This is a genomic window from Nocardioides fonticola (assembly GCF_039536805.1).
GTDB classification, from domain to species: Bacteria; Actinomycetota; Actinomycetes; order Propionibacteriales; family Nocardioidaceae; genus Nocardioides; species Nocardioides fonticola.
On record NZ_BAAAZH010000013.1, the window covers coordinates 1 to 19,233 of the forward strand.

17 protein-coding genes are annotated in these 19,233 nt (G+C 72.9%); 12 read left to right on the plus strand and 5 right to left on the minus strand.

Annotated features, from left to right (window positions below):
* Nucleotides 1–202: 202 nt before the first annotated feature.
* Nucleotides 203–1,603 carry an amidase gene (locus ABD671_RS09580; RefSeq protein WP_344733110.1) on the plus strand — a complete coding sequence of 467 codons (1,401 nt, stop codon included), beginning with the start codon at nucleotides 203–205 and terminating at the stop codon, nucleotides 1,601–1,603.
* 272 nt (nucleotides 1,604–1,875) lie between these two features.
* A complete protein-coding gene (locus tag ABD671_RS09585; protein ID WP_344733111.1) occupies nucleotides 1,876–2,928 on the plus strand; it encodes an SDR family NAD(P)-dependent oxidoreductase in 1,053 nt (350 codons plus the stop codon).
* Here ABD671_RS09585 and ABD671_RS09590 read toward each other — a convergent pair.
* A complete protein-coding gene (locus tag ABD671_RS09590) occupies nucleotides 2,853–3,632 on the minus strand; it encodes a VOC family protein (RefSeq protein ID WP_344733112.1) in 780 nt (259 codons plus the stop codon). The two genes, ABD671_RS09585 and ABD671_RS09590, sit on opposite strands and share 76 nt — an antisense overlap.
* Nucleotides 3,633–3,744: 112 nt before the next feature.
* Nucleotides 3,745–4,662, minus strand: a complete 918-nt coding sequence (gene ku, locus ABD671_RS09595) for a non-homologous end joining protein Ku (RefSeq protein WP_344733113.1) — start codon at nucleotides 4,660–4,662, stop codon at nucleotides 3,745–3,747.
* An 18-nt stretch (nucleotides 4,663–4,680) separates the two neighbouring features.
* Here ku and ligD (ABD671_RS09600) point away from each other — a divergent pair, with 18 nt between their 5' ends.
* Genes ligD (ABD671_RS09600) through ABD671_RS09615 form a run of 4 tightly spaced genes read left to right on the plus strand, consistent with a single transcriptional unit; the run spans nucleotide 4,681 to nucleotide 9,287 of the window.
* Complete coding sequence (gene ligD / locus ABD671_RS09600; protein WP_344733114.1) at nucleotides 4,681–5,610, plus strand: non-homologous end-joining DNA ligase; 930 nt, start codon at nucleotides 4,681–4,683, stop codon at nucleotides 5,608–5,610.
* Entirely contained in the window at nucleotides 5,607–6,527 is a 921-nt protein-coding gene (ligD, locus tag ABD671_RS09605) for a non-homologous end-joining DNA ligase (protein ID WP_344733116.1), read from the plus strand. The genes ligD (ABD671_RS09600) and ligD (ABD671_RS09605) overlap by 4 nt, the downstream gene beginning before the upstream one ends.
* A 31-nt stretch (nucleotides 6,528–6,558) precedes the next feature.
* Nucleotides 6,559–7,284 carry a response regulator transcription factor gene (locus ABD671_RS09610; protein WP_344733117.1) on the plus strand — a complete coding sequence of 242 codons (726 nt, stop codon included), beginning with the start codon at nucleotides 6,559–6,561 and terminating at the stop codon, nucleotides 7,282–7,284.
* A 23-nt stretch (nucleotides 7,285–7,307) separates the two neighbouring features.
* Nucleotides 7,308–9,287, plus strand: a complete 1,980-nt coding sequence (locus tag ABD671_RS09615; RefSeq protein WP_344733118.1) for an alpha-amylase family protein — start codon at nucleotides 7,308–7,310, stop codon at nucleotides 9,285–9,287.
* Here the strand turns inward: ABD671_RS09615 and ABD671_RS09620 are convergent.
* Nucleotides 9,274–9,843, minus strand: coding sequence for a TetR/AcrR family transcriptional regulator (locus ABD671_RS09620; RefSeq protein WP_344733119.1), 570 nt, complete (start codon nucleotides 9,841–9,843; stop codon nucleotides 9,274–9,276). The genes ABD671_RS09615 and ABD671_RS09620 overlap by 14 nt on opposite strands.
* Before the next feature lie 60 nt (nucleotides 9,844–9,903).
* On the opposite strand from ABD671_RS09620, the gene ABD671_RS09625 reads away from it, so the two are divergent.
* The 3 genes from ABD671_RS09625 to ABD671_RS09635 all read left to right on the plus strand — a co-directional run bounded on the left by ABD671_RS09625 (nucleotide 9,904) and on the right by ABD671_RS09635 (nucleotide 13,742).
* Complete coding sequence (locus tag ABD671_RS09625; RefSeq protein WP_344733120.1) at nucleotides 9,904–10,926, plus strand: oxygenase MpaB family protein; 1,023 nt, start codon at nucleotides 9,904–9,906, stop codon at nucleotides 10,924–10,926.
* A 146-nt stretch (nucleotides 10,927–11,072) separates the two neighbouring features.
* The gene (locus ABD671_RS09630) at nucleotides 11,073–13,352 is read left to right on the plus strand and encodes a methyl-accepting chemotaxis protein (protein WP_344733121.1); all 2,280 of its coding nucleotides are present in this window, start codon (nucleotides 11,073–11,075) and stop codon (nucleotides 13,350–13,352) included.
* 60 nt (nucleotides 13,353–13,412) lie between these two features.
* The gene (locus tag ABD671_RS09635; protein ID WP_344733122.1) at nucleotides 13,413–13,742 is read left to right on the plus strand and encodes a hypothetical protein; all 330 of its coding nucleotides are present in this window, start codon (nucleotides 13,413–13,415) and stop codon (nucleotides 13,740–13,742) included.
* A 16-nt stretch (nucleotides 13,743–13,758) separates the two neighbouring features.
* On the opposite strand, the gene ABD671_RS09640 is transcribed toward ABD671_RS09635, so the two are convergent.
* Nucleotides 13,759–14,532: a hypothetical protein gene (locus ABD671_RS09640; protein WP_344733123.1), complete on the minus strand. Its 774-nt coding sequence runs from the start codon at nucleotides 14,530–14,532 to the stop codon at nucleotides 13,759–13,761.
* Between the two features lie 207 nt (nucleotides 14,533–14,739).
* Complete coding sequence (locus ABD671_RS09645) at nucleotides 14,740–15,960, minus strand: methyltransferase domain-containing protein (protein ID WP_344733124.1); 1,221 nt, start codon at nucleotides 15,958–15,960, stop codon at nucleotides 14,740–14,742.
* A 152-nt stretch (nucleotides 15,961–16,112) separates the two neighbouring features.
* On the opposite strand from ABD671_RS09645, the gene ABD671_RS09650 reads away from it, so the two are divergent.
* The 3 genes from ABD671_RS09650 to ABD671_RS09660 are packed head-to-tail and all read left to right on the plus strand — an operon-like array spanning nucleotide 16,113 to nucleotide 19,227.
* Nucleotides 16,113–17,468: a TadA family conjugal transfer-associated ATPase gene (locus ABD671_RS09650; RefSeq protein WP_344733125.1), complete on the plus strand. Its 1,356-nt coding sequence runs from the start codon at nucleotides 16,113–16,115 to the stop codon at nucleotides 17,466–17,468.
* Nucleotides 17,468–18,316 carry a type II secretion system F family protein gene (locus ABD671_RS09655; protein WP_344733126.1) on the plus strand — a complete coding sequence of 283 codons (849 nt, stop codon included), beginning with the start codon at nucleotides 17,468–17,470 and terminating at the stop codon, nucleotides 18,314–18,316. The genes ABD671_RS09650 and ABD671_RS09655 overlap by 1 nt, the downstream gene beginning before the upstream one ends.
* Complete coding sequence (locus ABD671_RS09660) at nucleotides 18,313–19,227, plus strand: type II secretion system F family protein (protein WP_344733127.1); 915 nt, start codon at nucleotides 18,313–18,315, stop codon at nucleotides 19,225–19,227. The genes ABD671_RS09655 and ABD671_RS09660 overlap by 4 nt, the downstream gene beginning before the upstream one ends.
* The last annotated feature ends 6 nt before the right edge of the window (nucleotides 19,228–19,233 follow it).

Consider the following 19,233-nt stretch of genomic DNA (forward strand, 5'->3'; position numbering starts at 1 on the left):
ACCCTCAGAGGTCATCACCGACCTCCTGTTGCACTGACCGCCCGAAAGCGCCCCGGTCAGCCGGGGAAACTCCGACTTGTCAGGCAATGCTTGCTGTGCCAAGCGGGAGTTTCCCCTGACCAGTCGGGCCGCCGGGGGACCGGATGGCCGCTGCTCGTGGCCCCGGGCGATGCCGTTGCACGGCATCGGGCACACTCGGCGGATGGACGCAGCCGCCGGAGTCGCCGAGACCGCCACCGCCGTCGCCTCGGGGGAGGTGAGCGCCGCCGCGGTCACCTCCGCCGCGCTCGATCGCATCGCGGCCCGCGACCGCGCGCTCAACGCCTTCACGGTCGTGCTCGATGCAGCTGCCCGCGCCGAGGCTGCTGCGGTCGACGAGGCGCTCGCCGACGGGGCGACGGCCGGACCGCTGGCGGGCGTCCCGATCGCGATCAAGGAGGAGCTCGCGGTCGCGGGCACCGTCACGACCTTCGGTGGTCGCGGCAACACGACGCCGGCCGGTACCGACTCCGAGGTCGTCCGGCGGCTGCGCGCGGCAGGTGCGGTCATCGTCGGCAAGACCACGATGCCTGAGTTCGGGGCCTGGCCCTTCACCGAGTCGCGCGCCCACGGCATCACCCGCAACCCGTGGGACGCCGACCGCACGCCGGGCGGCTCGAGCGGCGGGACGGCGTCCGCGGTCGCCGCCGGACTGGTGCCGGTCGCCATCGGCGGTGACGGCGGCGGGTCGATCCGCATCCCCAGCGCCTGCTGCGGACTCTTCGGCCTCAAGCCCCAGCGCGGACGCGTCACCAGTGCCCCCGAGCCGCACCTGTGGTGGTCGCTGGGCACCTGCGGTCCGCTGGCCCGCAGCGTCCTCGATGCGGCGCTGGTCTACGACGTGATCCGCGGCAGCACCACCGGCGATCTGTTCCAGGCCGGTGAGACGGGCTCGTTCGTCGAGGCAGCCGGACGCGAACCCGGGCGGCTGCGCATCGGCTGGTCGCTGAAGCCCGTCGCCCGCGGCGTCACCCCCGACCCGATCGACGTCGCCGCCGTGCGCGACACCGCCCGGCTGCTCGCCGACCTCGGACACGACGTCCGCGAGATCGACCCGCACTACCCCGACCCGACCGCGGCGTTCGTGCCCCAGTTCTTCGCGGGCATCCGCAGCGAGGCCGACGCCGTCGAGCACTTCGACCGGCTCGAGCGCACCACCCGGCAGACCTACCGCATGGGGTCGTGGGTGACGCCGAAGGTGCGCGACTGGGCTATCCGCCAGGGCGGCGCCATCGCGGTGAAGGCCAACCGGGTGTTCGACGCCGTCGACGTGCTGCTCACCCCGACCCTGGGCACCCGGCCGCCGCGGGTCGGCCAACTCGACGGACGCCTCTTCGGCGCCGGCACCCTGGCGATGAGCCTGCGCTCGATGCCGATGATCGCCTACGCCGCGCTGTGGAACGTGGCCGGCAACCCCGCCGCCGCCGTGCCGGTCGGCATCGGCCCCGACGGCCTGCCGCTCTCGGTGCAGTTCGTCGGCCCGACCGACGGCGAGCCGCTGCTGCTCTCGCTCTCCGCCCAGATCGAGGCGGCCCAGCCCTGGCAGAAGCTGGCGCCGGTCTGACCGGTGGTCGGCGTGGCCGGGCTGACCGGCGGTTGAGGTGCCCGAGCCCCTGGGCGAGGGCCGCAGAACACCCGGTGAGGCGGCAGGCGTTCCTGTGGTCTGGCCGTACCACCGGCATCACTGGTCACATCGGACAGGCGAACCTGCCCGATTCTGGCGCTTGGAGGCCGGATTTCGGCCAGTTTCCCCGGCCGGCCGGGGAAACTGGCCCCCGCCCCGGGCCACCCCAGCCCGCCCTGCCCCCGCGCACGCCCCGGTGCCACACTTCAGGGGTGTCGAGCCTCAAGTTGCCCTCCGTGCGTGCCGTCGTCGCCGCGCCGATCACCCTGAGCCGCACCACGCCGCTGCTGGCCGGGCCGCGGGCGCTGGCCCGCAGGGCCGTGGCCGGACCGCTCGGCCTGCCCAGTCCGTTGCACGGACGCGTCGTGGTGGTCACCGGTGCCTCCTCGGGCATCGGGGAGGCCACCGCGAAGGCGGTCGCGGCGGTGGGTGGCCGGGTCGTGCTGGTCGCCCGTCGCGCCGAGGAGCTGGAGCGGGTGGCGGGCGAGATCGAGGCCGCCGGCGGCGAGGTCACCTGGCACGCCTGCGACCTCACCGACGCCGAGGCGATCGACGCCCTCGTCGCCACGCTGCTCGCCGAGCACGGCACGGTCGACTACCTCGTCAACAACGCCGGTCGCTCGATCCGCCGCAGCCTCGCGCTCAGCACCGACCGCATGCACGACTTCGAGCGCACGATGGCGATCAACTACCTCGGCCCGGTGCGCCTGACCCTCGGCCTGCTGCCGGCGATGCGCGAGCAGCGGTTCGGGCACGTGGTCAACATCGTGTCGTGGGGTGTGCAGATCAAGGCGCCGAAGTTCTCCGCCTACCTGGCCTCCAAGACCGCGCTCGACACCTTCAGCCGCATCGCCGGCCGGGAGACGTTCGGTGAGAACGTCACCTTCACCAACGTGCGGGTCTCGCTGGTGCAGACCCCGATGACGGCGCCCACGGAGGCCTACGCGGGCCGCGGGGCGACGCCGGAATCGGCCGCCCGCCGCATCCTGCGGGCGCTCGAGGACCGCCCCATCACCCAGGACACCCTCGCCGGGCGGGTCGGCGAGATCGCCAACCTCGCCGCACCGCGCCTCATGGATGCGCTCTTCGCCGGCTTCGACGCCCTCTTCCCCGACTCGGCGGCCGCGAAGGCGACGGTCGCCCCAGCGACCGCCGACCCCGTGTCCGACCCCGCGGGCGAGGCCGCGCCTCAGGAGTCGGCCACCGCCTGGGCGAGCTTGAACTCCGCCCCGGCCGGGTCGAGCAGCACCGCCAACCGGCCGTAGGGGGTGTCGTGGGGCGGGTGCACCGCACTCGCCCCCGTCTCGAGCGCGTGGGCGAACGACGCGTCGACGTCCGCGACCATCCAGTAGACCTGCCAGGCCGACCGGGCGCCCTCCCACAGTGAGGCGTCCATGACGCCGGCGCGGACGTCGTCGGCGTCGCCCCCGGTGCCCAGCATCTGCGTGTAGCGGAACTCGGGGGTGTCGGACATCGTGGCCGTGCGCCAGCCGAAGACCTCGCGGTAGAACGGCAGCACGTCGTCGTAGTGAGCCGCCGCGTGCAGCTCGAACCAGTACGGCGCCCCGATCTCGCGGACGGCGGCGAACCCACGGTGGGTGCCCGGCTGCCAGGCGCCGACCGCGGCACCGCACGGGTCGATGAACTGCGCGAACCAGCCCAGGTCGCCGACCTCCGCCGGCGCGACGATCGTCGTGGCGCCGGCCGCCTCGGCCCGCTTCGCGAGCGCGTGGATGTCGTCGGTCTGGAGGTAGACGGTCCAGGACGCCGGGATGGCCGGGTCGACGGTGTTCTCCATCAGCCCGGCGATCCAGCCCTCGCCGCGGGTGAAGTTGGTGTAGCCGCCGAACTGCTCCTGGGGCTCGGTGCTGCCCCAGCCCAGCAGGCCGGTGTAGAACTCGCGGGCGCGCGGCGCCCCGACGGTGAACAACTCGGCCCAGACGGGCTGGCCGGTGACGAACTCGCTCATGGTGACTCTCCGGGAGGAACGGTGGCGGTGCCGACGTGGACGGCGTCCGCGTCGGTGATGGGTCGACACCACCACCGACCACCGACACTTCGCGGATTCATCGGTGGAGAGGTCAGCTGGCCTTCTTCTTCGCCGCCTTCTTGGCCGGCGCCTTCTTCGCGGCGGTCTTCGCGGCGGTCTTCTTCGCAGCCGCCTTCTTCGCGGCGGTCTTCTTCGCCGGCGTCGTGGCCGGTTCGTCGGCGCTCTCCCCGCGTGCCTCCTTGGCGGCCGCGACCGAGCGCTGGAGCGCGGCGAGCAGGTCGACGACCTCGCCGGAGCTCTTGGTCGAGGTCTCGGTGCGCTGCACCTCGCCGCCCTCCACCTTCGCCTTCACCAGGGCGTGGACGGCGTCGGCGTAGTCGTCCTCGAACTCGGCGGGGTCGAAGTCGCCGGCGAGGGTCTCGACCAGCATGCGGGCCATCGCCATCTCGGACTCCTTCAGTCCGCCGAGCTCGTCGAGGGAGACCGAGAAGTCGGGGGTGCGCACCTCGTCGGGCCACATCATCGTCTGCAGCACGATGACGTCGTCGCGCACCCGCAGCACCGCCACGGTCGTGCGCTGGCGCAGCGCCACGGTCACCACGGCCACCCGGTCGCTCTCGGCCAGCGCCTCGCGCAGCAGCGCGTAGGGCTTGGCGCCGGCGCCCTCGGGCTCGAGGTAGTAGGACTTCTCGAAGAGGAGCGGGTCGATCTGCTCGCTGGGCACGAACTTCTCCACCGCGATCTCCCGCGAGGACGCCGAGGGCAGCTCGGCCATGTCGTCGTCGGTGAGCACGACCATCTCGCCGTCCTCGGTCTCGAAGCCCTTGGCGATGTCGGCGTAGGGCACCTCCTCGCCGTCGATCGAGCAGATGCGCTGGTAACGGATGCGGCCGCCGTCCTTGGCGTGGACCTGCCGGAACGACACGTCGTGGGACTCCGTGGCGGCGTACAGCTTCACCGGCACGCTCACCAGACCGAAGGAGACGGCGCCTTTCCAGATGGCTCGCATGCCCCCAAGGATGGACCCATGCGTCCGATGCTGGCCACCAAGGGCACCCGCCCGCCCGAGGGGGAGGGGTGGTGGCACGAGGTGAAGTGGGACGGCGTCCGCGCCCTCGTCGAGGTCGATCGCACCGGCACCACCCGCATCACCAGCCGCAACGAGAACGCCATCACGCCCGCCTGGCCCGAGCTCGCCGACCCACCCACGGGCGCCCGCGACCTGCTGCTCGACGGCGAGATCATCGCCCTCAACGACGCAGGCGTGCCCGACTTCCGCACCCTCCAGGACCGCATGCACGTGCGCAACGCCGCCTCGGCCGCCCGCTGGTCGCAGCGTCGTCCGGCGCTGCTCATGGTCTTCGACCTGCTGCGTCTCGACGGTCGCGACCTCACCGGCCTCCCGCTGACCGAGCGCCGCGAACGGCTGGAGGCGCTGCGCGAGGAGGGCCTCGGCGGCGCCTGGCAGCTGCCCGAGGTGTACGCCGAGGGCGCGATGCTGTGGGAGGCCACCCTCCAGCAGGGCCTCGAGGGCGTGGTGAGCAAGCGGGTCGACTCCCGTTACCGCCCCGGCGAGCGCAGCCCGCACTGGTTGAAGATGCCGCACCGGCATCGGGCGTCGTACGTCGTGGGCGGCTGGCGTCCGCAGGAGGGCACCCGCGACCGGCTCGCCGCGCTCCTCGTGGGCGAACCCACCCCCGAGGGCCTGCTCTACCGTGGCCGCGTGGGCAGTGGCATCGGCGCGACGTGGAGCACCCGGTTGCGCGACCTGCTCGCGCCGCTGCACACGACCATCAGCCCCTTCGCGGACGACGTCCCCGCGGTCGACGCGCGCGGCACCACGTGGGTCGAGCCGGTGCTCGTGGTGGAGGTCGAGACCCACGGGCACGGCCATCGGCGGATGCGCCAACCCTCGTTCCAGGGTGTGCGCACCGACGTCACCGCGGGCGACCTGTGAGCCCCGCCGAGAGCAGCGAGGTGCGGGTCGAGGTCGAGGGCCGCACCCTCACCCTCACCAACCTCGACAAGGTGCTCTACCCGCGCACCGGCACCACCAAGGGCGAGGTGCTGCACTACTACGCCACCATCGCCCCGGTGCTGCTGCCGCATCTGGCCGACCGGGCGGTCACCCGCATCCGGTGGCCGCACGGTGTGGGCGGGGAGAGCTTCTTCGAGAAGAACGTGCCGGCCGGGACGCCGTCGTGGGTGCGCACCGTGGAGGTGCCGACCACCGGGTCGCGGGCCACGGGGGAGCGGCCCGGGAAGGCCGACACGCTGCGCTTCCCGATCGTGGAGGATCTCGCGACCCTCACCTGGCTGGCCAACCTCGCGGCCCTCGAGCTGCACGTGCACCAGTGGACCGTCACCCGCACCGGACGCCCGCGACACGCCGACCGGCTGGTCATCGACCTCGATCCCGGCGAGCCGGCCACCCTCCACGACTGCTGCCGCGTCGCCCTGCTGGTGCGCGACCGGCTGGCCGAGCACGGCCTGGCGGCGCGGCCGGTCACCAGCGGGTCCAAGGGCCTGCACCTGTACGCCGACCTGCCGCAGCGGCGTCCGGCCGAGGAGACCACGGCGCTGGCCAAGGACATCGCCGAGCAGCTCCAGCGCGAGGATCCCGCGCGTGTGACCGCCACGATGACCAAGCAGCGGCGCAGCGGGAAGGTCTTCTTGGACTGGTCGCAGAACGCCGCGTCGAAGACCACCGTGGCGCCGTACTCGCTGCGTGGCCGTGAGATCCCGACGGTCGCGACGCCGGTGACGTGGGCCGAGGTCGAGGCCGGCGCCGAGGACGAGATGGCGCTCGAGCAGTTCCGGTACGCCGCCGTCCTGGAGCGAGTCGCGGAACTCGGAGATCTCTTCCTGCCCTGACACGGGTCAACTTATGGATAGTCTCTGGCCCATGCCCACCGTCTTGGTCGTCGAGGATGAGGAGGACATCTCCTTCCCCCTCGTGCGCACGCTCGAGCGCGACGGCTACGAGGTGCGGTCGGTGGAGTCCGGTGCGGCGGCGCTGCGCGAGATCCAGCTGCAGCCCTCCGACCTCGTGATCCTCGACCTCGGCCTGCCCGACATGGACGGTCTCGACGTCTGCAAGCAGGCCCGCGAGAGCGGCTACGGCGGCGCGATCATGATCGTCACCGGCCGCTCGGCCGAGCTCGACCGCGTGGTCGGCCTCGACTACGGCGCCGACGACTACCTGGTCAAGCCGTTCGGGGTCGCCGAGCTCCAGGCCCGGGTGCGGGCACTGCTGCGTCGCGTCGGCGGGGCGGCCGCAGTGGAGAACCTCGACCCCGACGGCCTGCGCATCGACGTCGACGCCCGCCGGGTCTACTCCGGCGACCGCGAGGTGCCGCTGACCGGCAAGGAGTTCGACGTCCTGGCCATCCTGGCCTCCCACCGCGACAAGGTGGTCTCCCGCGGCCGGCTCATGGCCGACGTGTGGGACGAGAACTGGTACGGCTCCACCAAGACCCTCGACGTCACCATCGGCCGGCTGCGCCAGAAGCTCGAGAGCGTCGGGGTGCGCGAGAAGGTCGTGGCCGTGCGCGGCGTCGGGTTCCGGCTCGAGGGCGCGAACTCGGGAGCCAGCTCCGGGGCCAACTCGGGGGCCGATTCGCAGCCGTGACCGATCGCCGCCATGATGTGGCCGTGGTGATCCCCGTCACAGTGCGCGACGCCGTCGCGCCGCTGCTCGCCGAGCTCTCGCCCGACCGCCGGCGCACCTTCGGGCTGCGCCTGGAGCGGTGGTGGAGCGATCTGCGCACCGCGGTCGCCGCCGTCCACGCCGAGCCGGACGCCGTGGCGCAGCGCCTGGTCGAGATCGCCGCCGCGGGCTTCGCGGCCCGCCCCGAGGAGTTGCACGAGCTCGACGAGCGGCGGCTGCTCCAGCCCGACTGGCTGCTGCGCCCCGACCGGTTCGGCTACGCCTGCTACACCGAGCGCTTCGGCGACGACCTCGCCGGCGTCGCGAAGCGGCTGGACTACCTGCGCGAGCTCGGCGTCACCTACCTGCACCTCATGCCGCTGCTGAAGCCGCGCGAGGGCGACAACGACGGCGGCTACGCGGTGGCCGACTACCGCTCGGTGCGGCCCGATCTGGGCACCTTCGACGACCTCGCCGGCCTGGCGCGCCGGCTGCGCGAGCACGACATGAGCCTGGTCGTCGACCTCGTGCTCAACCACGTGGCCCGCGAGCACGCCTGGGCCGAGGCGGCCCGTGCCGGCGACGCCCGCTACCGCGACTACTTCCACGTGTTCGCCGACCGCACGCTGCCCGACGCCTACGACGCGACCGTCCCCGAGGTGTTCCCCGACTTCGCCCCCGGCAACTTCACCTTCGAGGAGTCCCTCGACGCCTGGGTCTGGACGACGTTCAACTCCTGGCAGTGGGACCTCAACTGGGCCAACCCGGCCGTGCTCGCGGAGTTCGCCGAGATCGTGCTGATGCTCGCCAACCAGGGCGTGGAGGTGCTGCGCCTGGACGCCATCGCCTTCTTGTGGAAGCGCCTGGGCACGCAGTGCCAGAACCAGCCCGAGGTGCACGCGCTCACCCAGGCGCTGCGTGCGGTGGCCCGCATCGCCGCGCCCGCGCTGGCCTTCAAGGCCGAGGCGATCGTCGGCCCTCGCGACCTCGTGGCCTACCTCGGCACCGCCGAGCACGCGGGCCGGGTCAGCGACCTGGCGTACCACAACTCGCTCATGGTGCAGGTGTGGTCGATGCTCGCGGCCCGCGACACCCGGCTGGCCCGGCAGGCGCTGGCCTCCTTGCCCGCGACACCGCAGGGCACCACCTGGATCACCTACGTGCGTTGCCACGACGACATCGGCTGGGCCATCGACGACCACGACGCCGCCGCGGTCGGCCTCTCCGGCCCGGCCCACCGCGCGTTCCTCTCCGACTGGTACGCCGGCGAGTTCCCCGGCACCTGGGCCGACGGCCTGGTCTTCCAGCACAACCCGGCCACGGGTGATCGCCGCATCAGCGGCACCTCGGCGTCCCTGGCGGGGTTGGGACGCCGTCGTCCCGACGCCGACGGCGCGTTCGCCCGCATGTTCCTCGCCCACGCCATCGTGGCCGCGTGGGGCGGCATCCCGGTGGTGTGGAGCGGCGACGAGCTCGCGCTGCCCAACGACCCCGACTGGGCCGAGGAACCCGGGCACGCCGACGACAACCGGTGGGCGCATCGTCCGCGGGTCACCGACGCCGATCGCGAGCGCCGCCTGCGCGCCGGCACCGACGCCCAGCGCGCCTTCGACGGCCTCGCCCACCTCGCGCGCACCCGGGCGGCGCTGCCGCAGCTCCACGGCGCGGCCACGACCGAGGTGCTGCTCGACACCGATCCCGGGGTGCTCGCCGTCGTCCGGCGGCATGCGGCGGGTTCGTTGGTCGGCCTCTACAACGTCACCCCCGAGCCGCGGCCCGTCACCCGGCACCGCCTCGAGCACCTGCTGCCGGGTGGGACCCGGGCGGGCCTGCGCGACGCGCTGAGCGACCACCCCGTCACCAGCGGTCCCGACGGGCTCGTCTGGCTGCCGCCCTACGCGGCCTGGTGGGTCGTGCGCGACCCCGAGCCGACGGCGCCGTCCGACTCGGCTGCCGCCGCTGTCGGCACCGTCATCGGCGGCTGAGCGCCAGCACCGCCGTGGCCACCGCCCCGGGGGTCATCGTGGTCGGCCCGACCAGGGCCTGGCTGGCGCCGAGGGCATAGAGCAGGGCGAAGGCGTCCTCGGCCCCGGCGGGGCTCGCCCCGAAGCGCCGCACCAGCCAGTCGACGACGACCGCCCGGATGCTCGCGGTCACCTCGGCGTTGCGCGCCTCGACGGCCGGGTCGTCGGCGACCTCGACGAGGAAGGCACGCAGGGCGGCGCGGTGGCGGCCGAAGATCGCCAGAGCGGCCTCGGCGAGGTGGCGCGCGGCCTCCTCGTCGTCGGTGAGGGCGTCGGCGTCGCGGAAGGCCGCCGCGGTCTCCTCGAGCATCGCGGTGAAGCTGCGCTCGTGCAGGGCGCGCACCAGGCCGGCGCGGTCGCCGAAGCGGTGGTAGAGCGAGCCGTTGGAGGTGCCCGCACGGTCGGCGACGGCGGCGACGGTGACGGCGGCGAGGCCGCCGTCCTCGAGCAGGGCCGCGGCGGCGTCGAGCATGCGCTCGGCCGACTGCTCGCTGCGGGACTGCTGGGGACGGCGCACGCGCACACCCTAGGGGCCGCGGCCCTTCCCGTATTGGAGGACTCGCTCTAGTATGCCGTCATGCGGAGCTTCAGCTGGCGGGGACACCGGTACGGCGGCGTCGGGCGCGACCACTGGTGGCGTGCCAACCTGGCCCTCGACCCCGAGACCGACTTCGTGGCGATGTACCGCCACCTGCTGCAGTACGAGTTCCCGTGGGACTACAACCAGGCGCTCTCCTTCGCGCTGTTCCGCACCTACGCCGTCCCCGGGGTGGGGCGGCTGCTCTTCGAGACCGGCGCGTTCACCGAGCAGGTGCAGAAGCGCTACGACGACACCACGCTGCTGCTCGAGCCGCCGCTCGTCCACGGCTTCGAGCACCCCGAGGCGCGCACCGCGATCCGCCGCATCAACCGGATGCACCGCAGCTACGACATCCCCAACCACGAGATGCTCTACGTGCTCTCGACCTTCGTCGTGGTGCCCACCCGCTGGATCGCCGACTACGGCAAGCGGCCGCTGACCGAGGCCGAGGTCGTGGCCTCGACGAACTACTACCGCACGCTGGGCAAGCACATGGGCATCGCCGACATCCCCGCCACCTACGCGGAGTTCGCGACCCTCATGGACGACTACGAGGCCGAGTACTTCGCCTACGACGAGGGCGGCCGCGCGGTCGCCGACGCCACCCTGGCGCTCATGCGCACCTTCTACCCGGCCGCCGCCGGCGACGCCGTCGAGCTGTTCGCCCGGGCCGTCATGGACGCCCCGCTGCGCCGCGCGCTGGGCTACCCGGCGCCGCCGGTCGCCGTCCAACGGGCCTCGCGGGCGGCGCTCAAGGCCCGGGCCCGGGTGCTGCGCGCCTTCCCGGCCCGCACCAGCCCGCTGCTGGTCGAGGACCTGCCCTGGATCCGCTCCTACCCCGACGGCTACCGCGTCGCCGACCTCGGCACGTTCCCGGTGCCGGGGGTGCGCGGCTGCCCGGTACGGCACGGTGCCGGGGACGCTGTGGAGCCCGGGGACGCTGTGGACGCCGTGGAGCCCGGGGACCTCGCGACCGCCGACCACCCGGCGGTACCGGCTGCGCCCTCGCCGGTCGGCTGACGGTGCGCGCCGGATCCCTCCGGAGCCGGCGCTGCCCGAGTTTTGCTGAGATTCCTCTCAGGTAGGGCATGTGGCCCCCGATTGCTCCTCCAACGTGATCGCGCCGTACCGACGGCGCGGGTTGAGCGCCAGGGGAGAAAGCGCGCATGACCGAACTCAGCGACCGTACCGACGCGCCTGCGGGCCGGGCGGCCACCACCGGGACGACGTCCCGTATCGAGCTGCGGCACCTGCCCGACGTGCTCGACCAACTGCCGACCCGCGTCATGCTGGCCGACCGCGACTTCGTCATCACCTACGTCAATCCCGCCTCCATCGAGGCGCTGACGGCGTTGGCCGACTGGCTGCCTGTTGCGCCCGACAAGGTCGTGGGGTCGAGCCTCGACATCTTCCACAAGAACCCGAACTACCAGCGCGGGCTGCTCAGCGACCCGGCCCGGCACCTGCCCCGCCAGGCGCACATCCAGCTCGGGCCGGAGACGCTCGACCTGCGCATCGGCGCCCTCTACGACGACGGCGAGTACGTCGGCGCGATGGCCACGTGGGACATCATCACCGAGAAGCTCGTGCTCGAGGCCGAGGTGGCCCGCATGACCTCGATGATGGAGCAGGCGCCGACGAACATGATGTTCGCCGACCGCGACTTCGTGATCACCTACATGAACCCGAAGTCGCTGGAGACCCTGCGCAGCCTGGAGGCCTACCTGCCGGTGCCGGCCGACAAGGTCGTCGGCTCCAGCCTGGACATCTTCCACAAGAACCCCGCCTACCAGCGCGGCCTGCTCAGCGACCCGCACCAGCACCTGCCGCGCCGGGCCAACATCCAGGTGGGGCCGGAGATCCTCGACCTCAACGTCTCCGCCATCACCGATGCGCGCGGCGAGTACGTCGGCGCGATGGCCACGTGGGAGGTCGTGACGAGCGCGGTCGCCCTCGAGCAGGACCGCGTCGAGGCCGAGGCCGACATGGTCGCCGCCAACCGGGTGGAGGCCGGCGTCGCCGCCGCCGACACCGAGGACGAGGCGATCATGACCGTGCTCGACCGCATCCGTGCCGAGTTCGGATGGGCCTACGGCTCGTTCTGGCGGGTCGACCCGGTCGACAACGTGCTGCGGTTCGCCGCCGAGTCCGGCGACGCCGGGCCGGAGTTCCGCCGGGTCACCCTGGAGGCGAGCTTCGCCGAGGGCGTCGGCCTGTCGGGCCGCGCCTGGAAGGCCCGCGACATCTTCTTCACCCGCGACCTCGGCGAGATGACCGACTGCGTGCGGGCCCCCGTCGCCCAGAAGGTCGGCGTGAAGTCCGGCCTGTGCTTCCCGATCATCGTGGGCGGCCAGGTCGTGGGCACCATGGACTTCTTCACGATGGAGACCATCGAGCTCTCCGAGCGCCGCCTCAGCGTGCTGCGGACGGTCGCCCGCCTGGTCAGCAACGCCTTCGAGCGCATCGCCCTGGAGACCGCCGACCGGTTGAAGCAGGAGGACCTACGCGACAAGGTCGGCCAGATCCTCGACGTCGTCCGGAAAGCCGCCGCGGGCGACCTCACGTGCAGCGTCCCCTTCGAGTCCGACGACTCCGCCGGCCAGGTCGCCGCGGGCCTCAACGCGCTGCTCGACCGGCAGCGGCACTCGATGGCCGAGATCGGCGCGACCGCGGCGCAGCTCGCGGTGGCCGCCGAGCAGTTGACGATCCTCGCCCAGGGGATGGACGAGGGCGCCGGGCAGACCGCCGGGCGCGCGGCGTCCGCCTCGGAGGCCTCGGGTCAGGTGAGCGCCTCGATCCAGACGGTCGCGGCGGCGGCGGAGGAGATGACCGCCCCGATCCGTGAGATCGCGCAGAACGCCACGGAGGCGGCCTCGGTCGCCACCGGCGCGGTCGCGGTCGCCGGGTCGGCGCAGGAGACGGTCTCGAGCCTGGGGGAGTCCTCGGCGGAGATCGGCCAGGTCATCAAGGTGATCACCTCGATCGCCCAGCAGACCAACCTGCTGGCGTTGAACGCCACCATCGAGGCCGCCCGCGCAGGCGATGCCGGCAAGGGCTTCGCCGTCGTCGCCGGCGAGGTGAAGGAGCTGGCGAAGGAGACCGCGAAGGCCACCGAGGACATCGGTCGCAAGATCGAGGCGATCCAGGGCGACACCCAGGGGGCGGTCACCGCGATCACCGAGATCACCGACGTCATCGCCCGCATCAACGACATCCAGACCACGATCGCCTCGGCGGTGGAGGAGCAGACCGCCACCACCAATGAGATCGCCCGCAACGTCACCGACGCCGCCTCGGGTGCGACCGGCATCGCCGACGACGTCGTCCAGGTCGCGAGCGCCGCCGACGACACCCGGCAGGGCGCGCAGAACACCCTGGAGTCGGCGACCGAGCTGTCGACCATGGCCGCCACGCTCCAGCGCCTGGTGGGTCAGTTCACCTTCTAGCGCCGTCCCCTCGGCCCGGCGTGTGCGCTACCGGGCCGGGGCGGCTCCAGAGGAGGAGTCATGCACAGCACCGTCGTCGTGGTCGCCCTGTGCGACCCGACCGCACTGCGTGACCTCGTCACGCTTGCCCTGGTGACGTGGGCGCGCTCCTTCGGCGAGCCGGCCCACGGGCATCGGCTCTACCTCGCCTGCGCCGAGCCGGGTGCCTGGCCGCGCGAGAAGTCCGCCGTGCTGGTCGAGGTCGACGGCCCAGGGCCCACCGGGCTCCCGGGCAGCGAGGCGGACGGCGACGCACCGGATGATCGGGTGAGCCTCATCGTCACCGAGGACCCCGGCTGCCAGACCCTCCACGGCTACCTCGGCCGGCTCACCTACGAGCCCGTGGCCTGAGGGACGGCGTCCCGGGTCAGCCCGCCGCGTCGGTCCCGGCGATGCGGGCGGCGAGGTAGGAGCGGGTCTCGTCGACGAGGAACATGCTGACGTCGTCGCGCGTGCTGCCCTCGGAGCGGAACGGCGTGCTGATCACCTGGAGCAACAGCACGAGGTAGACCAGGATGAAGGTGACCATCGCCGAGAGCAGCACCCCGCCGAGCAGCGGGCGCACGTCGGTGAGTACCAGCAGCGCCACGACGATCGGGATCACCGAGCGCACCAGCAGGGTCGCCGAGGGGATGAACCGGATGCGCTGGATGTAGGAGACCCGCATGAGCAGGCCGGCCAGGGTGGCCTGCTGCTGCTTGAGCTTGACCAGGAAGTTGGCCGGCGTCCCGGCCCGCTCCATCGCGACGAAGGTCGGCGTCAGGCCGTGCACGGCGATGCGTGTGGTGTGCGCCTCGGAGCGCACGTCGCGGGCGAAGGCGTCGACGACGTCGAGCAGGGCCCGGCCGAAGCCGGGCAGGTCGAAGTCGGCGTAGTTCTGGTGGATGCCGACGGCGTCCTCGTACATCGACTCGACCGTGGAGCAGAAGGTCGAGGGGATGCGCTCGCTCTCCTTGTAGTCGGCGATCGTGGCCGAGAGCAGGAAGCCGAGCACGAAGAAGACGCCCGAGATCGCGCCGGTGTGCAGCGAGCCGAGCTCGATGGGCGCGATGTCGGCGGCGTTGAGTCCGAGCTTGATCGCGACCGTCGCCGCGGTGGCCGCCAACGCCAGCCAGAGGATGCGGTAGCGGGAGGTCGGCACGTCGTCCTTCGGGCGGCTGGCGAGGGGAGGGATGCGGATGGTGGTGCGCGTGCGGGCCGCCCGAGCGCGACCGGCAGGACCGTAGCGACGCAGGCCCGGAGGCCGCCGGGTCTGCGGTGACGGGTGGGTGAACTCCGGGTGCACAGCGGGTCGGGGGTGTCGCCGCCCCGAGCCGCCGCCCCGCGCCGCGGATGAGCCCCGCAGCCGTCAGGGCGCCTCCGGACGGCGGGCCCGCGCGGCCAGGAAGGTGTAGCTGAAGACGCCGTCGGGCGCTGCGGTGCGGCGCAGCGCCGCGAGCCCCGCGTCGAAACGGACGTCGTCGGTGAGGCCGGCCGCGACGGCCGGCTCGCGGACGCCCGCGATCATCGCGGTGAAGGTGCGCAGGATGAAGCTCTGGGCCAGGTCGGGCCGGCTGCCGTCGACGTAGACGACGCGCGGCTCGACCCTCGTCCCGGTCCACCCGGCTTCGGTGAGGAGCGGGTAGAGGCGTCGGCCGATGAGTGCGTCGCCGCCGGCATGGCGCTGGAGTCGCACCTGGCAGTCGATGGCGGCCCGTGCCGCTGCGTCGTCGGGGTGGAAGTACGTCGAACCGTGGTCGCCCTCGACGACGGTGATCGTGCCGCCCGGTCGGACGAGGCGCAGGAGGCGGCGCAGCGCCTCGGCCGGCTCGGCGAGGTGTTCGAGCACGAAGCAGACGAAGACGTGGTCGAAGGACGATTCCGTCAGATCGCCGTCGTCGTGGGGGAGGGTGAAGACGTCGGCCTGGTGGAACGTCACGGTGTCGAGGCCGGTGTCGGCGCATCGCTGCGCCGCCCGGGCGAGGGACTCCGCTGAGATGTCGATGGACACGAACGCGGTCTCGGGGCTGTTGGTCGCGAGCGCGACGGTCTGCGCACCGACCCCGCAGCCGACCTCGAGCACCCGCTCGCCCGGCTCGTAGGCGATCCCGCGATGGAGGAGGTCGACGAGCGCCGTGGCCTGGTCGTCGAGGCGCGCGCTCTCGTCGGCGCGGTAGCCGTGCACGTACTGCTCGAACATCGTCATCGATTCGATCACTCTCATCAGCTGGTCGGGTGCGGGATGGTCGAGGGCCGCAGCCAGGCGGTCGCGCAACCGGCGCTGCCGTCGGAGGTCGGCCTCGACACGGTCGAGGTGGTCGCGCAGGGCGGTGATCGTGCCGCTGTCCGTGCCGGTGTCCGTGCCGGTGTCGTCGAGCAGGCCGGCGATGGCCTGCAGTCCCAGACCGGTGCGGCGCAGCGCGAGGGCCTGGTAGAGGCGGGTCACCTGGTCGGGCCCGTAGCGGCGGTGCCCGCCCTCGGTGCGCTCGGGCGTCACCACGCCCACGGCGTCCCAGTGCCGGAGCACGCGCACCGAGAGGCCGCACATGGCGGCCAGCTCGCCGACGGTCCACCCCGCCTCGTCGTCCATGCGTCGACGCTACGTCCTCACATCGTGTGAGGTTCAAGCCCTCGGTCCGGGCCAGGTCGGTTCTCCACAGATTGAGTCGGCCCTCTTCCGGGTAGGAGCCCGTGCGCCGTAGCTTGGCGGCAGGACTTCCAACTTCTCGGGACGGTGGTCGTATGGCGCTGACGCCTACCCAGGCGCGGGGCACCGGAGTGGCTCCGGGTGCTGTTCCCGGCCTGGCCGGGGTGTTGCCCTCCGGCGTGCTCGAGGAGCTCGATCGTGGTCTGCGCGCCCAGGTGCGGGCCGATGGCATCGATCCGCAGCGTGAGGCCGAGGCGGTGCGGCGGATGGCGCGGGCACTGGTCGAGGGCTACGACGCCCGGTCGTTGACCGGTGCGGTGGCGCCGGTGGTCGATGCGGGTGCGGTGGTGGAGGAGCTGGTGGCGCGGGTCGCCGGCTTCGGTCCGTTGCAGGCGCTGCTCGACGACCCTGCGGTCGAGGAGGTGTGGATCAACGCTCCCGACCGGGTCTTCGCCGCGCGGGAGGGTCGCCATGAGCTGACCAACGTGATCCTGACGCCGTCGCAGGTGCAGGAGCTGGTGGAGCGGATGCTGGCCTCGAGCGGACGCCGGGTCGATGTCTCGCGTCCCTTCGTCGACGCGATGCTGCCCGGGGGGCACCGGCTCCACGTCGTCCTGGAGGGGATCAGCCGGGGGTTCTCGGCGGTCAACATCCGCAAGTTCGCCGTGAAGGCCACCCGGCTCACCGATCTGGTGGCGCTGGGGTCGTTGACGCCGTCCGCGGCCGCCTTCCTCGACGCCGCGGTGCGGGCGGGCCTCAACATCCTCGTCGCGGGTGGAACCCAGGCCGGCAAGACCACCATGTTGAACTGCCTGTGCGCCGCGGTGCCCGGCGGTGAGCGGATCATCAGCGCCGAGGAGGTCTTCGAGCTGCGCTTCCCCCACCCCGACTGGGTGGCGTTGCAGTGCCGCCAGTCCGGGCTGGAGGGCACCGGCGAGATCACCCTGCGCGATCTGGTCAAGGAGAGCCTGCGTATGCGGCCCAACCGCATCGTCATCGGCGAGGTGCGGGCCGCCGAGGCGCTCGATCTGCTGCTCGCCCTCAATGCCGGCCTTCCGGGCATGGGCACCCTGCACGCCAACAGCGCCCGCGAGGCGCTGGTGAAGCTGTGCACCCTGCCGCTGCTGGCCGGTGAGAACATCTCGGCCGGCTTCGTGGTGCCGACCGTCGCCTCGTCGGTCGACGTCGTGGTGCATCTCGGCGTCGACGCCGCGGGCGTGCGCCGCGTGACCGAGATCGTCGGGGTGCCCGGGCGGGTCGAGGGCGGCGTCATCGAGGCCGAGCCGCTGTTCGTGCGCGACCGCCTCGACGGCGGGCTGCGGCGCACCGGCGGGTCCGCGCCGCGACCCGAGGCCTTCGCCCGGGTCGGCATCGACGTCCGGCGGCTGCTGCACGAGGTCCGCGACGATCCGGCCGCGGCGTCCGATCCGCTCCTGGACGGCGTCCGCTGATGGGCGTGCTCGTCGGCCTCCTGCTCGGGCTGGGCCTGCTCTCGATCTGGTCGGCGTCCACCGGCGAGTGGGTGCGGGTCGACCGCGGCCCGGGTCGGATCGCACGCACCCTCGACCAGGCCGGCATCGCGGGACTCTCCGCCTCGGGTCTGGGTGGGCTGAGCCTGGCCGTCGCGTTCGTCGCCGGGCTGGCTGCGCAGGCCATCTCGGGGACGGCGCCGGTCGCGGTCGCCTTCGCCGTCATCGCCGGCTACCTGCCCTACGCGGGCGTCGCCGGCCGGGCGCGGCGGCGTCGGCGCGAGCTCGCCGAGGTGTGGCCCGAGGCGATCGACCACCTGGCCTCCGGTGTGCGGGCCGGACTCTCCCTGCCCGACGCCCTGGCCGCACTCGCCCACCGCGGGCCCGAACCGCTGCGCGAGGCGTTCGCCGCCTTCGCCCTCGACTACCAGTCCAGCGGCCGGTTCGGCGATGCGCTCGACCGGCTCAAGGCCCGCCTCGCCGACCCGGTCGGCGACCGTGTCGTCGAGGGGCTGCGCGTGGCCCGCGAGGTCGGCGGGGGTGATCTCGGGCGGCTGCTGCGCAACCTGTCGGGCTACCTGCGCGACGACCTGCGCACCCGGTCGGAGATGGAGTCGCGGCAGAGCTGGACGGTCAACTCCGCCCGGCTGGCGGTCGCGGCGCCCTGGATCGTGCTGCTGCTCATGGCCTGGCAGTCCGATGTCATCCATCGCTATGCCTCGGCCACCGGCGCCTTCATCCTGCTCGCCGGCGGCGGATGTTGCGTGGTGGCCTACCGGCTGATGATCCGCATCGGGCGCCTGCCCGAAGAGCCCCGGGTGCTGTCGTGATCAGCGCCGCCTTCGGTGCCCTGCTGGGGCTGGTCGCCGGACTCGGGCTCGTGCTCGCGGTGGTGCGGGTGCGCGCCATCCTGCGCCCCTCGCTGACCGATCGGGTCGTGCCCTACCTGCGCGACCTGCCCGGCGCCGGGCGCTCGGCTGGGCCGGTGGGTCCGTCGGCCCGCCACACCCTGCTCGCGCTGGCTGCCGACCGCATCGACCGCACCCTCGGTGGCGCCTCCTCGGTGCGCCGTCGCCTCGACCGCTGCGGATCGCAGGCGAGCGTCCAGGACTTCCGGGTCCGCCAGGTGCAGTGGGGGCTGGTGGGCTTCGGGCTGGCGGCCGCCCTCTCGCTCACGCGGATGGCAGGAGGCGTGGACGCCGTCCTCCCCGCAGCCCTGCTGTCCCTCTCCGGTGCGCTCGCCGGCGTGCTGGCCTGCGACTGGCGCCTCGGGGTCGAGGCCCGCGACCGCGAGCGGCGCATCATGACGGAGTTCCCCACCATCGCCGAGCTGCTCGCGCTGGCCGTCGCCGCCGGCGAGGGTCCGGTCGCGGCGCTCGAACGCGTCGTCCGCCGCAGCAACGGGGCGTTGGCCGATGATCTGCGGCGCCTGCTGGCCGAGATCCGCACCGGTGAGCCGGTCGGGGCGGCCTTCGACCGATACGCCTCGCGCACCGGTCTGCCGACCGTCTCCCGCTTCGCCCAGGCCATCGCGGTGGCCATCGAACGTGGCACGCCGCTGGCCGACGTCCTGCACGCCCAGGCCGCCGACGTCCGCGAGGTCGCGCGCCGCGAGCTCATCGAGTCCGCGGCCCGCAAGGAGATCGCGATGATGGTCCCGGTCGTGTTCCTCGTGCTGCCAGTGACCGTGGTCTTCGCGTTCTATCCCGGGCTCGTCGGGCTCCATCTCTCCACCTCCTGATCGCAT